The organism is Streptomyces sp. NBC_00461 (genome assembly GCF_036013935.1).
Classification (GTDB): Bacteria; Actinomycetota; Actinomycetes; order Streptomycetales; family Streptomycetaceae; genus Streptomyces.
Genome location: NZ_CP107902.1, coordinates 6767289 through 6781821, shown reverse-complemented (window position 1 = coordinate 6781821; position 14533 = coordinate 6767289). Strand labels below are relative to the sequence as shown.

General features: G+C 70.7%; 13 protein-coding genes. 6 read left to right on the top strand and 7 right to left on the bottom strand.

All coding sequences use genetic code 11. The features are described from left to right. Positions 1 to 10: 10 nt before the first annotated feature. Complete coding sequence (locus OG870_RS31785; protein ID WP_266590030.1) at positions 11 to 1657, top strand: sensor histidine kinase; 1647 nt, start codon at positions 11 to 13, stop codon at positions 1655 to 1657. Beyond that, on the top strand, positions 1654 to 2379 hold the full coding sequence (locus OG870_RS31780) for a response regulator (protein ID WP_266521734.1): 726 nt from the start codon (positions 1654 to 1656) through the stop codon (positions 2377 to 2379). Before OG870_RS31785 ends, OG870_RS31780 begins: the two co-directional genes overlap by 4 nt. An 81-nt stretch (positions 2380 to 2460) precedes the next feature. On the opposite strand, the gene OG870_RS31775 is transcribed toward OG870_RS31780, so the two are convergent. Continuing rightward, positions 2461 to 2916 (bottom strand): PPOX class F420-dependent oxidoreductase, encoded by a 456-nt coding sequence (locus OG870_RS31775; RefSeq protein ID WP_266521732.1) that lies wholly within the window; start codon positions 2914 to 2916, stop codon positions 2461 to 2463. Between the two features lie 168 nt (positions 2917 to 3084). Between OG870_RS31775 and OG870_RS31770 the strand changes: the two genes are divergently transcribed. Continuing rightward, on the top strand, positions 3085 to 3816 hold the full coding sequence (locus OG870_RS31770; RefSeq protein WP_405624848.1) for a helix-turn-helix domain-containing protein: 732 nt from the start codon (positions 3085 to 3087) through the stop codon (positions 3814 to 3816). Between the two features lie 25 nt (positions 3817 to 3841). Here OG870_RS31770 and OG870_RS31765 read toward each other — a convergent pair whose 3' ends face one another. Beyond that, complete coding sequence (locus OG870_RS31765) at positions 3842 to 4867, bottom strand: ATP-dependent 6-phosphofructokinase (RefSeq protein ID WP_266521726.1); 1026 nt, start codon at positions 4865 to 4867, stop codon at positions 3842 to 3844. Between the two features lie 267 nt (positions 4868 to 5134). On the opposite strand from OG870_RS31765, the gene pta reads away from it, so the two are divergent. The 3 genes from pta to pyk all read left to right on the top strand — a co-directional run bounded on the left by pta (position 5135) and on the right by pyk (position 9974). After that, positions 5135 to 7225, top strand: coding sequence for a phosphate acetyltransferase (pta, locus tag OG870_RS31760; protein ID WP_266590026.1), 2091 nt, complete (start codon positions 5135 to 5137; stop codon positions 7223 to 7225). Then, positions 7222 to 8430, top strand: a complete 1209-nt coding sequence (locus tag OG870_RS31755; protein WP_266590024.1) for an acetate kinase — start codon at positions 7222 to 7224, stop codon at positions 8428 to 8430. The genes pta and OG870_RS31755 overlap by 4 nt, the downstream gene beginning before the upstream one ends. Positions 8431 to 8546: 116 nt before the next feature. After that, a complete protein-coding gene (pyk, locus tag OG870_RS31750) occupies positions 8547 to 9974 on the top strand; it encodes a pyruvate kinase (protein ID WP_266521718.1) in 1428 nt (475 codons plus the stop codon). 87 nt (positions 9975 to 10061) lie between these two features. On the opposite strand, the gene OG870_RS31745 is transcribed toward pyk, so the two are convergent. From OG870_RS31745 to OG870_RS31725, 5 genes are read right to left on the bottom strand one after another with little or no spacing between them, the layout of a single operon-like run. Next, positions 10062 to 10274 (bottom strand): hypothetical protein, encoded by a 213-nt coding sequence (locus tag OG870_RS31745; protein WP_266590022.1) that lies wholly within the window; start codon positions 10272 to 10274, stop codon positions 10062 to 10064. Next, entirely contained in the window at positions 10267 to 11301 is a 1035-nt protein-coding gene (locus OG870_RS31740; RefSeq protein ID WP_266521716.1) for a beta-ketoacyl-ACP synthase 3, read from the bottom strand. The genes OG870_RS31745 and OG870_RS31740 overlap by 8 nt, the downstream gene beginning before the upstream one ends. Before the next feature lie 17 nt (positions 11302 to 11318). After that, positions 11319 to 11567 carry an acyl carrier protein gene (locus OG870_RS31735; protein ID WP_266521714.1) on the bottom strand — a complete coding sequence of 83 codons (249 nt, stop codon included), beginning with the start codon at positions 11565 to 11567 and terminating at the stop codon, positions 11319 to 11321. Continuing rightward, positions 11564 to 13321: a fatty acyl-AMP ligase gene (locus tag OG870_RS31730; RefSeq protein ID WP_266590020.1), complete on the bottom strand. Its 1758-nt coding sequence runs from the start codon at positions 13319 to 13321 to the stop codon at positions 11564 to 11566. The genes OG870_RS31735 and OG870_RS31730 overlap by 4 nt, the downstream gene beginning before the upstream one ends. After that, a complete protein-coding gene (locus tag OG870_RS31725; protein ID WP_266590018.1) occupies positions 13321 to 14529 on the bottom strand; it encodes a cytochrome P450 in 1209 nt (402 codons plus the stop codon). The genes OG870_RS31730 and OG870_RS31725 overlap by 1 nt, the downstream gene beginning before the upstream one ends. Positions 14530 to 14533: the final 4 nt, after the last annotated feature.

Genomic DNA, 14533 nt, shown 5'->3' with positions numbered 1-14533 from the left:
CACTGACGACATGCGCATCCCCGTCCCGAGACCCCGCAGCCTGGCAGGCCAGCTCTTCGCCATGCAGGCGGTGCTGATAGCGGTGCTCGTGGCCGGATATGCACTGTTCAGCTACTTCAGCGACCGGGCACAGGCCGAGGACGCGGCCGCCCGCCAGGCCATGGCGGTGTCCCGCTCGATCGCGGACGCCCCGTCCGTGGTGGCGGCGATCAAGACCCCGGACCCCACCGCGCAGCTCCAGCCGTACGCGCTGAAGGTGATGCGCGACGCGGACGTCGACTTCGTGACGATCATGAACCCGAAGGGCATCCGCTGGACCCACCCGAACAAGGACGAGATCGGCAAGCACTTCGTCGGCACCATCGGGCCGGCGCTGCACGGCAAGTCCTTCACCGAGACCTACACCGGCACGCTCGGGGCGTCGGTCCGGGCGGTCACTCCCGTCTACGACGGCACGCGGATCGTCGGCCTCGTCAGCGCCGGCATCAAGGTGCAGGCGATCAGCAAGCAGGCGCAGGGCCAGGTGTCGGCCCTGCTCGGGGTGGCGGCCGGCGCCCTCGCGCTGGGCGCGGTCGGCACGTACGTGGTCAACGCCCGCCTGCGCCGTCACACCCACGGCATGAACGCGGCCGAGCTCAGCCATATGCACGACTACCACGAGGCCGCACTGCACGCCGTGCGCGAGGGGCTGCTCATGCTGGACGGACAGTACCGGGTGGCACTGGTCAACGACGGGGCGCAGGAGCTGCTGGGTGTGCCGTCCCAGGAGGACGTGGTGGGCAGGTCGGTCGCGGAGCTCGGTCTGCCCGCCCCGCTGACGGGTGCCCTGCTGGCCTCGGAGCCGCGGGTGGACGAGGTGCTTCTGACGGCGGACCGGGTGCTGGTGGTGAACACCTCGCCGGTGTCCGGCGGGGAGCGGCGCGGGACGGTGGTGACTCTGCGCGACGTCACCGAACTCCAGTCGCTGATGGGCGAGTTGGACTCCGAGCGGGGCTTCACCCAGGCCCTGCGCTCGCAGGCGCACGAGGCGGCGAACCGGCTGCACACGGTGGTGTCCCTGATCGAGCTCGGCCGGGCCGAGGAGGCCGTGGACTTCGCGACGGCCGAGCTGGAGCTCGCCCAGGCGCTGACCGACCAGGTGGTGGCGGCGGTGAGCGAACCGGTGCTGGCGGCGCTGCTGCTCGGCAAGACGGCGCAGGCCAACGAGCGGGGCGTGGAGCTGGTGGTGTCGGAGGACAGCCGCCTCGACGACGGCCTGCTCCCGCCGACCCTGCCGGCCCGCGACCTGGTCACGATCCTCGGCAACCTGATCGACAACGCGGTGGACGCGGCCCAGGGCAGCGTCGGCGCCCGGGTGACGGTGACGGCGTACGCGGAGGACTCCGAGCTGGTGATGCGGGTCGCGGACAGCGGCGCGGGGGTGGATCCCGCCCATGCGGAGCTGGTGTTCCAACGGGGGTTCTCGACGAAGCCGGCCGGCCCCGGCGGGCGCGGTCTGGGCCTCGCCCTGGTACGACAGGCGGTGGCCCGGCAGGAGGGCACGCTGACGGTGGCGGAGGGCCAGGAGGGCGGCGCGGTCTTCGAGGCCCGGCTGCCCCTGAGTGCCGCCGCCCCGGCCGGCGCGATCACGCGCACCACGGTGAGAGGTGACGTATGACGACCGAGCAGCCCGTCCAGCCCATCCGCGTCCTGGTCGTGGAGGACGATCCGGTGGCCGCGGACGCGCATGTCATGTACGTCGGCCGGGTGCCGGGGTTCGTGGCCGTGGGCAAGGCGCACACGGGGGCGGAGGCGCGGCGTCTGCTGGACCGTACGCCGGTGGATCTGCTGTTGCTGGATCTGCATCTGCCGGATGTGCACGGGTTGCAGTTCGCGCGGTCGCTGAGGGCGGCCGGGCATCACGCGGACGTGATCGCGGTGACGTCGGCGCGGGATCTGACCGTGGTGCGGGAGGGGGTGTCGCTGGGGGTGGTGCAGTACGTGCTGAAGCCGTTCACCTTCGCGACGCTGCGGGACCGGCTGGTGCGGTACGCGGAGTTCCATGCGGCGGTGGGTGAGGCGAGCGGGCAGGACGAGGTGGACCGGGCGCTGGCCTCGCTGCGGGCGCCGTCGCCCGCGGCGCTGCCCAAGGGACTGAGCTCGCCGACGCTGGAGCGGGTGACGGTGGCGCTGCGGGACTGCGGAGCGGGGCTGACGGCCGCGGCGCTGGCGGAGGCGGTGGGAATCTCCAGGATCACGGCCCGGCGGTATCTGGAGCATCTGGTGGACGCGGGACGCGCGGCCCGCAATCCGCAGTACGGGACCGTGGGGCGCCCGGAGTTGCAGTATCGGTGGGTTCGTGACGAACGGGGCGACCGGGGTGACGAGCGAAGACGTTAGATCGCGGCACACTCATTGACCTCCTGCTGTACGTGCTGATCGCCCGGCGGCTGGGGGGTGGCTTCGCGCTGGGCGGGGCGGTCAAGGGTTGAGCACTCCCGGGCGGAACGGCTCCACGCCCACCACCCTGCGCACCCGCACCGGCTCGATCAGGAGCATCACCCGCCGCTCCCCGGGCAGCAGCCACGGATACCGGTCCTCGCCGATGTACTTCTTCGTCAGCCGGTCCATCGACCGCTCCGCCTCCTCCCCCTCCACGAACCGCACGACCCGGCCCCGGATCTCCACTCGGTCGTAGGGGTTGCCGGGGTCGTGGTGGGACAGCGAAACGTTGGGATTGAGCCGCAGGTTCTGCTCCTTCACCCGTCCCATCGCCGTGTTGACCATGACGTACTCACCTTCGAGGTCCGCCCACATGGGCGAGACCTGCGGCGCACCGTCGGCGCCGACCGTCGCGAGGTGCCAGAAGTTCGGCGCCAGCAGACGCTCGCGAATATGCCCCTCTACCTTGCCATTCACCTCGTACACGAAGATCACGCCCTCTCCGCCGCCCGTCCGGGCGGCCCGCGCCCATCCTCGCGATCATCCCGGCCCGATCGACAGACGATCTCCGGCCAGCCGCTCCCGACCGCCCCAGCCGTACGTTCCTACAATCCGCGATCCTGGCCGAACAGACCGTAGTCAGCACGTCACGGTGCGCCTAGCTTGTGGCCCGTGCGCCAACGTCCTACCCGCCCGAATCAGCCCGCCCAGCCACCACCGCCCTTCAACGCCCAGTCCGCTCGCCGCCTGCGTACCGCCCTCGACATGGGACCCGAACATGTCGCCTACGGCCTGCGCGTCTCCTACGGGCTCCCCTACATCACCCCGGACCTCGTCGTCGCCTGGGAGCGGGGGCAGCTCAGCCCCTCCGACTCCGAACTCGCCGCCCTCGCTGGCGTGTTGTGGTGCTCCCCCGGTGAACTCATCGGAAAGCCGCGCACCCTGCGCGAACACCGCATCGCCCGCCGTCTGGCCCCCGAGGACATCGCCCGCAGCGCCGGCCTCGAACTCCTCGCCTATCTCCACATGGAGGAGCACAACAGCTGGCGGGGCAACGAACGCCAGTCGGCCGCGCTCGCCGAGCTGCTCCGGCTCTCGCTCCCCGACTTCATCTCCGTCACCGGGCGCGAGGGCAAGCTCACCGAACTGCTGCGCAGTGCCGCGAGTACGCGCTGGCAGGCCTACGTCCGCCCGGTCGGCAAAGTGGTGCCCCTGGACCGGCGGCTGCTGGAGGACTCCCTCCAGCAGCTGCACCAGGACTACCAGGGGCAGATGGTCGCCTCGCTGAGCTGGGGCGACGGAACCGCCGCCAACGAGTCGAGCGACCTGGGGCGGGACTTCCTGGACCGAATCGTCGACCACTTCTGGGCCGCGGTCCAGGACAACACCGAGTGAGGCATCGGTAGTACCCCGACAGGCTCTAGAAGACCGACTCGGCCTCGTCCATCCGGTCCTTCGGCACCGTCTTCAGCTCGGTCACCGCCTGCGCGAGGGGCACCATCACGATGTCGGTGCCCTTGAGCGCGGTCATCCTGCCGAACTCGCCCCGGTGCGCCGCCTCCACCGCGTGCCAGCCGAAGCGGGTGGCGAGGACGCGGTCGTACGCCGTCGGGACGCCACCGCGCTGGACATGGCCGAGAATGACCGGCTTGGCCTCCTTGCCGAGCCGGCGCTCCAGCTCGTAGGCCAGCGCCGTGCCGATGCCCTGGAAGCGCTCGTGACCGAACTGGTCGATCTCGCCGTGGCCGTAGTCCATGCTGCCCTCGGCGGGGTGGGCGCCCTCCGCCACGCACACGACGGCGAACTTCTTGCCGCGGGCGAAGCGCTCCTCGACCATCTTGACGAGGTCGGCCGGGTCGAAGGGCCGCTCGGGCAGGCAGATGCCGTGGGCGCCGGCGGCCATGCCGGACTCCAGGGCGATCCAGCCCGCGTGCCGGCCCATGACCTCGACGACCATCACGCGCTGATGGGACTCGGCGGTGGTCTTGAGACGGTCCATCGCCTCCGTGGCGACACCGACCGCGGTGTCGAAGCCGAAGGTGCGGTCCGTGGAGGAGATGTCGTTGTCGATCGTCTTCGGGACGCCGACCACCGGCAGGCCGGCGTCGGACAGCATGCGTGCCGCCGTCAGCGTGCCCTCGCCGCCGATGGGGATCAGCGCGTCGATGCCGAACGCCTCGACCATGTCCTCGGCCCGCTCGCAGGCCTCGCGCAGCCGGTCGCGCTCCAGGCGGGAGGAGCCGAGGATGGTGCCGCCGCGGGCCAGGATGCCGCTGACCGCGTTCAGGTCGAGGCTGCGGTAGCGGCTGGTGAGCAGGCCGGCGTAGCCGTCCTCGAAGCCGATGACCTCGTCGCCGTAGTGGTCGACCGCTCGATGCACGACCGACCGGATCACTGCGTTCAGACCAGGGCAGTCGCCGCCGGCGGTGAGAACTCCGATGCGCATCGTGCTGTGTCTCCTGCTCGGTGTGGGTGCCGGTGAGCCGATCCGATTGTTTCACGGCCAGAAGGACGATGTCCCCCTCCGCCCCCTCCGTCCCCTCTGGCCGGAATCACCCTGTCGGGCCATCGGCTCGACCCTCGATCCTGGCGGGCGCCTTAACCACCGGCGAGGGTATTGTCAAGAGGGTTCTGCTCACCTCGGTGGGCGATTTTTGTTCCGGCGACACCCCAGCGACAGACGAAACAGCGACAGACGAAACGGAGAGCACGCGTGACGCGCAGCGTGTACGTGACGGGTATCGACCGCGGCGACGGCCGGCAGGTCGTCGAGCTGGGGGTCATGGAGCTCCTGACCCGGCAGGTCGACCGGGTCGGGGTGTTCCGGCCGCTCGTCCACCACAGCCCCGACCGCCTGTTCGAGCTGCTGCGCGCCCGCTACCGGCTCTCCCAGGACCCGGCCACGGTCTACGGCATGGACTACCACGAGGCGTCCGCCCTCCAGGCGGAGCAGGGCACGGACGAGCTGGTGTCGACCCTCGTCGACCGCTTCCACCTGGTCGCGCGCGACTACGAGGTGGTACTGGTCCTCGGCACCGACTTCGCCGACACCCAGCTCCCCGACGAGCTGTCCCTCAACGCCCGCCTCGCCAACGAGTTCGGCGCCTCCGTGATCCCGGTGGTGGGCGGCCGTGGGCAGCTCGCGGAGTCGGTGCTCGCCGAGACCCGCAACGCCTACCGGGCGTACGAGGGGCTGGGCTGCGACGTGCTGGCGATGGTGACCAACCGGGTGGGCCGGGAGGACCGGGACGAGATCGCGCGCAGGCTCGACTCCCGTATGCCCGTGCCCTGTTACGTCGTGCCCGACGAGCCCGCGCTCTCCGCGCCCACGGTGGCCCAGATCTCCCAGGCCCTCGGCGCCAGGGTGCTGCTGGGCGACGACTCGGGTCTCGCCCGGGACGCGCTCGACTTCGTGTTCGGCGGTGCGATGCTGCCGAATTTCCTCGCCGCTCTCACCCCGGGATGCCTGGTCGTCACCCCCGGCGACCGCGCCGACCTGGTCGTCGGCGCGCTGGCCGCGCACAGCGCCGGCACCCCGCCGATAGCCGGCGTACTGCTGACCCTGAACGAGGTGCCGAGCGACGGGATCCTCACCCTGGCCGCCCGCCTCGCCCCGGGCACCCCGGTGCTCTCGGTGGCCACCACCAGTTTCCCCACCGCGGCCGAACTCTTCTCCCTGGAAGGGAAGTTGAACGCGGCCACCCCGAGGAAGGCGGAGACCGCGCTAGGGCTCTTCGAGCGGTACGCCGACACCGGCGACCTCACCCGGCGCGTCTCGGCCCCGAGCAGCGACCGCCTCACCCCGATGATGTTCGAGCACAAGCTGCTCGAACAGGCCCGCTCCGACCGGCGCCGTGTCGTCCTCCCCGAGGGCACCGAGCCCCGCGTCCTGCACGCCGCCGAGGTCCTGCTGCGCCGCGGCGTCTGCGATCTCACCCTCCTGGGGCCGGTCGACCAGATCCGCAAGAAGGCCGCCGACCTCGGCATCGACCTGGGCGGCTGCCAGTTGATCGACCCCGCGACCAGCGAGCTGCGCGACTCCTTCGCCGAGAAGTACGCCGTTCTGCGGGCCCACAAGGGCGTCACCGTCGAGCTGGCGTACGACGTGGTCTCGGACGTGAACTACTTCGGCACGCTGATGGTCCAGGAGGGGCTGGCCGACGGCATGGTGTCGGGGTCCGTGCACTCCACGGCCGCGACGATCCGGCCCGCCTTCGAGATCATCCGGACGAGGCCGGACGCCGGCATCGTCTCGTCCGTCTTCTTCATGTGCCTGGCCGACAAGGTCCTCGTCTACGGCGACTGCGCCGTGAACCCCGACCCGAACGCACAGCAGCTGGCCGACATCGCCATCCAGTCGGCCGCCACCGCCGAGCAGTTCGGCGTGGAGCCGCGGATCGCGATGCTGTCGTACTCGACGGGCACGTCCGGCTCGGGCGCCGACGTCGACAAGGTGCGCGAGGCCACCGAGCTGGTGCGGGAGAGGCGCCCCGACCTGAAGATCGAGGGGCCGATCCAGTACGACGCCGCCGTGGAGCCGTCCGTCGCCGAGACCAAGCTGCCGGGCTCCGAAGTCGCAGGCCAGGCAAGCGTGTTGATCTTCCCCGACCTGAACACCGGCAACAACACCTACAAGGCCGTGCAGCGTTCGGCCGGGGCGATCGCGGTCGGTCCGGTGCTGCAGGGTCTGCGCAAGCCCGTCAACGACCTGTCCCGGGGCGCCCTGGTCTCGGACATCGTCAACACCGTCGCCATCACGGCGATACAGGCCCAGAACTCGAACGAGAAGGCGACCGCACAGTGAGCCCCTCCCGCGTCCTCGTCCTCAACTCCGGCTCCTCGTCGGTGAAGTACCAGCTGCTCGACATGCAGGGCAGCCGCCGGCTGGCCGCGGGCCTCGTCGAGCGGATCGGCGAGGAGACCTCGCGCATCAGGCACACGCCCCTCGCGAGCGGCGGCGAGAGCCGCGAGTTCGGCGGCCGGATCGCCGACCACGAGACCGCCCTGAAGATCGTGTCGGAGGAGCTGGCCAGGGACGGTCTCGGGCTCGACTCACCAGAGCTCGCCGCGATCGGGCACCGCGTCGTGCACGGCGGGAAGTCCTTCACCGAGCCGACCGTGATCGACGAGACCGTGCTCGCCGAGATCGAGCGGCTGATCCCGGTGGCGCCCCTGCACAACCCGGCCAACCTCACCGGCATCCGTACGGCCCGTGCCCTGCGGCCCGACCTGCCCCAGGTCGCCGTCTTCGACACCGCCTTCCACACCACGATGCCGGAGTCCGCCGCCCGCTACGCGATCGACGTGCGGACCGCCGACGAGCACCGCATCCGGCGCTACGGCTTCCACGGGACCTCGCACGCGTATGTGTCCCGGGCGACGGCGAAGCTGCTCGGCAGGGACCCGTCCGAGGTGAACGTGATCGTGCTGCACCTGGGCAACGGGGCGTCGGCCTCGGCGGTCGCGAAGGGCCGCTGCGTGGACACCTCCATGGGGCTGACGCCCTTGGAGGGGCTCGTGATGGGTACACGCTCCGGAGACCTGGATCCGGCCGTCATCTTCCATTTGGCGCGAGTTGGCGGAATGTCCACAGACGAAATCGACACTCTTCTCAACAAGAAGAGCGGGCTGGTCGGCCTGTGCGGCGACAACGACATGCGGGAGATACGGCGCCGGGTCGACGAGGGCGACGAAGAGGCGAAGCTCGCCTTCGACATCTACATTCACCGTCTGAAGAAGTACATCGGCGCCTATTACGCCGTACTCGGCACCGTGGACGCGATCGCGTTCACCGCCGGGGTCGGCGAGAACGCGGCGCCGGTGCGGGAGGCGGCCGTCGCGGGCCTGGAGACCCTGGGCCTGGCGGTGGACGGCACGCTGAACGCCGTACGCAGTGACGAACCGCGGCTGATCTCGCCCGAGGACGCACGGGTGAAGGTCGCCGTGGTGCCCACCGACGAAGAACTGGAAATCGCCACACAGACCTACGCACTGGTCGGACGGCATTGATATGCGGCGCCGCCGCTCGGCGACTGAGCGGTAACGCAGCTGAGCACCGACCCGCCCATTTGTATCTTCCGCCAGACGGAATATTCCGCGGCGAAACAAACCGATAGGATCGCCCCATGCGCCGTTCGAAAATCGTCTGTACTCTCGGCCCCGCGGTCGACTCCCACGAAATGCTGGTCTCGATGATCGAGGCCGGAATGAACGTGGCCAGGTTCAACTTCAGCCACGGCACCCACGCCGAGCACCAGGGGCGGTACGACCGCGTCCGGGCCGCCTCCAAGGAGACCGGCCGGGCCATCGGTGTCCTCGCCGACCTGCAGGGACCGAAGATCCGGCTGGAGACCTTCGCCGAGGGTCCGGTGGAGCTGGAGCGGGGTGACGAGTTCGTCATCACGATCGAGGACGTCCCGGGCGACAAGTCCATCTGCGGCACGACGTACAAGGGCCTGCCCGGTGACGTGGACCGCGGCGACCAGATCCTGATCAACGACGGCAACGTCGAGCTGAAGGTCCTGGACGTCGAGGGCCCGCGGGTGAAGACGATCGTCATCGAGGGCGGTGTCGTCTCCGACCACAAAGGCATCAACCTGCCCGGCACGGCCGTCAACGTGCCGGCGCTGTCCGAGAAGGACGTCGAGGACCTCCGCTTCGCGCTGCGCATGGGCTGCGACATGGTCGCACTGTCCTTCGTCCGCGACGCCAAGGACGTGGACGACGTCCACCGGGTGATGGACGAGGAGGGGCGCCGCGTCCCGGTCATCGCCAAGGTGGAGAAGCCGCAGGCGGTGGACAACATGGAGGCCGTCGTGATGGCCTTCGACGCCGTCATGGTCGCGCGTGGTGACCTGGCCGTCGAGTACCCGCTCGAGAAGGTCCCGATGGTGCAGAAGCGGCTCATCGAGCTGTGCCGCCGCAACGCCAAGCCGGTGATCGTGGCGACCCAGATGATGGAGTCGATGATCACCAACTCCCGGCCCACGCGCGCCGAGGCGTCCGACGTCGCCAACGCGATCCTGGACGGCGCGGACGCGGTCATGCTGTCGGCGGAGTCCTCCGTCGGCGCTTACCCGGTCGAGACCGTGAAGACGATGTCGAAGATCGTCGTCGCGGCCGAGCAGGAGCTGATGAGCAAGGGCCTGCAGCCGCTGGTGCCGGGCAAGAAGCCGCGCACGCAGGGTGGTTCGGTCGCGCGTGCCGCGTGCGAGATCGCCGACTTCCTCGGCGGCCGCGGCCTGGTGGCCTTCACCCAGTCCGGCGACACCGCCCGCCGTCTGTCGCGCTACCGCGCCCAGCAGCCGATCATCGCCTTCACCACCGACGAGAACACCCGCAACCAGCTGACCCTCAGCTGGGGCGTGGAGTCGCACGTCGTGCCGTTCGTGAACACCACGGACGAGATGGTCGACATGGTCGACCAGGAGATCGCCAAGATCAACCGCTTCAGCCCGGGCGAGATCGTCATCATCACCGCCGGCTCGCCCCCCGGCGTCCCCGGCACCACCAACATGCTCCGCGTCCACCACATCGCCGGCGGCAGCAACTGACGTACCCGGCAAGGGCCTTGAAGGCTCCTGTACTGCGCTGAGGGCGCCCCCTGCGACAGGGGGCGCCCTCAGTGTTCCGCTCGCTGTTCAGCCTGGGTTCGCGCTGCTGGGGCCGGCCAGACCCCCGGTGAAGGTGAGGAGGGCCCGGAGGACGGCGTGTTCGTACTGAACCTGTTCGTGCTGGGCCTGTTCGTGCTGGGCCTGTTCGTGCTGGGCCTGATCCCCCGGAGGCTCTTCCTCCGTCGAGGGTGCGGGCCGGCCGTCGGAGCGGGCCGGCCGGGATGCCGGGAGTTCAGTCACCGCGGCCCACGCTCACCGCGACCGGCTCACAGGGCGCCGCTGCCGGAGACGCCGACGCCAGATCCAGGTCGACGACCTGTCCGGCGTACGCCAGCCCCGCGCCGAAGCCGAACAGCAGCACGTTGCCCCGTACCTCGGCCTCGGGGCGGCTGGTCATGCGGGACAGCGCGATCGGGATCGTCGCGGCCATGGTGTTGCCGGTGTCCACGACATCGGTGGCGACGGGGACGCCGTCCAGGTTCAGGTGCCGGGCGAGTGCGTCGACGATGCGCAGATTGGCCTGGTGGGGGACGAAGGCGGCCAGGTCGCCGGGCTTGACGCCGGCGTTGTCGCAGACCTCCCGGGCCGTGGAGCCCAGCCCGGTGGCCCAGCGGTAGACCGCCCGGCCTTCCTGGCGCAGCACCCGGTCGACCGGGTCGATGGCGATGAGGTCCGCGCGCTCTCCCGCACTGCCCCACCGCACCGGCCCGATGGCCCGGCGCTCGTGCGGCAGCACCACGGCCGCGCCGGCGCCGTCCGCGAAGAGGATCGCGGTGTCCCGGTCCGTCCAGTCCAGCCAGGCGCTGGCCTTGTCGGCGCCGATCACCAACGCGCCGCGACTGCTGCCCGCCCGGATCAGCGCGTCGGCGACCGCCAGCGCATGGCAGAACCCGGCGCAGGCGTTGTTGAGGTCGAACGCCGCCGGCTGCGCCAGCCCGAGCCGGGCCGCGACCCGGGCCGCGGTGGTGGGCATGGTGGACTCCGCGCTGGACGTCGCCACGATCACCGTGTCGATCTCCTGCGCCGGGTCGGTGCAACGGGGGTCCGCGGACAGCTTGGTGAGCGCGTGACGTGCCGCGCTCGTGGCCATGTCGGCGACCGTCTCGTCCGGGTCCGCCAGCCGGCGTTCCCGGATCCCGGTGCGCGCCACGATCCACTCCGCGTCCACCGTGAGCCGCTCGGCGGCGGCCTCGGTGGACAGCACGGTGGCCGGGAGATAGTGCCCCAGAGCCGCGATCCGCGCCCCGGGGACAGGACTGAGTGCCATGGCGGGGTCTCCTCGCGTCACTGGCCGGCGACGTACGCCGCGACGTCGTCGATCGTGGGGTACTCGTAGACCATCGTGGGAGGTATCTTCAGGCCGCTGAAGTCCTCCAGTTCCGCGGTGAGTTCGACCGCCTGGACGGAGGACAGTCCCAGCTCGCTGAAGACGGCCTGCGGGGAGACGGTCTCGGGGGCGACCTTGAGATGCTCGGCCACCCGGCCGACCAGCCAGCTCCGCACCTGCCGCCGGGTCAGGGTCTTCGTGCTCACTGGGCGTACTCTCCTCGCAGGTAGGCGGCCCGGCAGGCACCACGTTGCACCTTGCCGCTGGATGTCCTGGGCACCGCGTTGGGACCGACCACCACCACGTCGTCGAGGGTGATGCCGTGCGCGGCGGCGACCGCGGTGCGCACCACGCGCGCGATCTCGGCGCGCTTGGCGGCAGCGGCCTCGTCGGTCCCGGCCGCGCCCTGCCCGGCGCCGGCCACGAGCACCGCGCGTTCGGCTCCGCCGTCCTCGACCGCGAACGCCGCGGAGCAGCCGGTGCGCAGCGCGGAGTGGGCCTGCTCCGCGGTGAATTCGAGGTCCTGGGGGTAGTGGTTGCGGCCGCCGACGATGATCAGGTCCTTGCAGCGCCCGGTGACGTACAGCTCGCCGTCGTGCAGGAAGCCCAGGTCGCCGGAGCGCAGGTAGGGGCCGCCGCCTCCGACGGGCTTGGCGGCGAAGACCTCGTCGCTGACCTGGGGCCTGCCCCAGTAGCCGGTGGGCAGGTCAGGCCCGCCGATCCAGATCTCGCCCACCCGGCCGGGCCCGACCGGTTCGGCGGTGTCCGGGTCGACGATGACCACTTCCCGGTCCATGCGGGTGATCCCGCTGCTGACCAGCGTCGTCCCGACGTCGGCCGGCAGCACCCGCCCGGCGCCCAGTGCCTCGTCGTCCACGGTGAGCCGGACGGGCTCGGCCGCCACCCGGGCACCGGTGACCAGCAGGGTCGCCTCCGCGAGCCCGTAGCACGGGTAGGCGGCGGTGGAGTCGAAGCCGTGGGCGGCGAAGCGTTCGGCGAAGGCGCGCAGGGTGCGGTCCCGCACCGGTTCTGCGCCCGTGTAGGCGACCTTCCAGCTGCTCAGGTCCAGGCCCTCGCAGTCCTCCTCACGAATGCGGGCGACACACATGTCGTACGCGAAGTTGGGTGCGCCGCTGGTGGTGGCCCGGTACTGGGAGATCGCCCGCAGCCAGCGGACGGGCCGCCTGATGAACGTCAGCGGTGACATCAGGATCGAGTGACCGCCCATCCACAACGGCTGCACCACGTGGCCGATCAGGCCCATGTCGTGGAAGAGCGGCAGCCAGCCCACGCCGGTGAGTCCCTGGTCGTGCTCGAAGGACTCCCGGATCATCTCCTCGTTGTGGGCGAGCGCCCGGTGGGTGACCGTCACGCCCTTGGGCATCGCCGTGGAGCCGGAGGTGTACTGCAGGAAGGCGATGTCGTCCGGCCCGGGGCGGTGGTCGTCCGGGGCGTCGGCGGCGTCGGCGGCGGACAGCTCCGCCACGGTGGTCCACCACAGGTCCGCGAGGTCCGGCATCACCGAGCGCACGGTGTCCAGCATCTCGGGCGGCACGGCCACGATCACCGCGGCGGGCCGGCAGTCGTCGACGATGGACTTCAGGGTCTCCATCCGCTGCCGGTTCTGCAGCGGCAGCGGCGGGTACGCCGGTACGGCGATGACGCCGGCCTGGAGACAGCCGAAGAACGCGGGGACGAAGTCCAGGCCCTCGGGCAGCAGCAGCAGTGCCCGCTCCCCGCGCGCCAGCCTGGACCGCAGTCCGGCGGCGATGCTGCGCGCCGTCGCGTCCAGCTCGCCGTAGGACAGCGTCCGCTGCACCTCGCCGTCGTCGTCGAGGAAGGTGAACGCCGGTGCGGTGGGCTGCCGTTCGGCGTGGTGCAGGAACCGGTCCAGGGTCGTCTCCGCCGCCGGATCGGAGGGCGTCGCGGAGGTCGTGGGAAGGGTGGTCGCTGTCGTCATCACTTGTCCCCCGTGGTCGGTGTCACCAGAACGTCCATCCGCGCGATGCCGTACGACCCCTGCCGGGTGCGGTACTGGGCCGGCGCCTCGGGGTCCAGGGAGAACCGGTCGAGGTGGTCGTAGTAGGCGTGGAAGGCGCGGTCGGCCAGCAGCCGGGACAGGGCGGCGCCCGGGCAGAAGTGCGGGCCCGCGCCGAAGGCCATGTGGTCGCCCCTGTTGGGGCGGTCCAGGTCGAAGGTGTCGGGGTCGGGGAAGTGACGCGGGTCCCGGTTGGCCGCGCCGAGCAGCACGTGCACCAGCGCGCCCTCGGGGATGACGGACCCGTGCAGTTCGACGTCCTCCTTGGCGCGGCGCAGCAGCCACTGGGTGGGGCTGTTCAGCCGCAGATACTCCTCGGCGAAGTCGCCGGAGCGCTCGGGAGCGGCCAGCATCCGCTTGGCCAGTTCCGGGTCGCTCAGCAGCATGTGGAAGCCGCCGCCCAGCAGGTTCATGGTGGTCTCGTGCCCTGCGGCGACGAACGACCAGGCCATGGTGACCAGTTCGTCCCGGGTCAGGTCGCCCGCCTCGTGCTGGACGACCAGCTCGCCCAGGATGTCCTCCTGGTTGGGCTTGCCCTTGCGCTCGGCGGCCAGGTCGCCCATGTAGTTCCCGAACTCCATCAGGTCCTCGAAGAACCCGGGTGCCTCGTCGGGATCCATGCCCGCGGCCACCGCGAAGCTGTCCATCACCGCCTGCGACCAGCGGCGCAGGTCCTTCTTGCGGTCGAGCGGGATGCCGAGCATGCCGCCGACCACGCGCAGGGGCAGCATGGTGGTGAACGCCTCGACGAACTCCACCCGGTCGTGCGAGAGCACCTCGGTCATCAGGTCGTCCACGAGGGTCTGCACCCAGTCGCCGAGCGTGCGGACCAGACGGGCGTTGAACGCGCGGTTGGCCATGTGGCGCAGCCGGGTGTGCTCCGGGGCGTCGCGGTTGACCAGCATCGGCAGGTTCATGTAGTCGTCCCGCCGGATCTGGGACGAGAACAGCTTCTTGTCCTTCAGGGCGAGCGCGACGTCGTCGTAGCGGCTCAGCACATAGAAGTCCGAGCCGTCCGCGGCGCCGCCCCGCACATGGTGGACGGGGGACTCGTCGCGCAGCCTGGCGTACAGCGGCCAGGGGTTGAGCCGGTATTCGGTGCTGGTGAGATCGATGGCCAGGGTCGTCATCGGT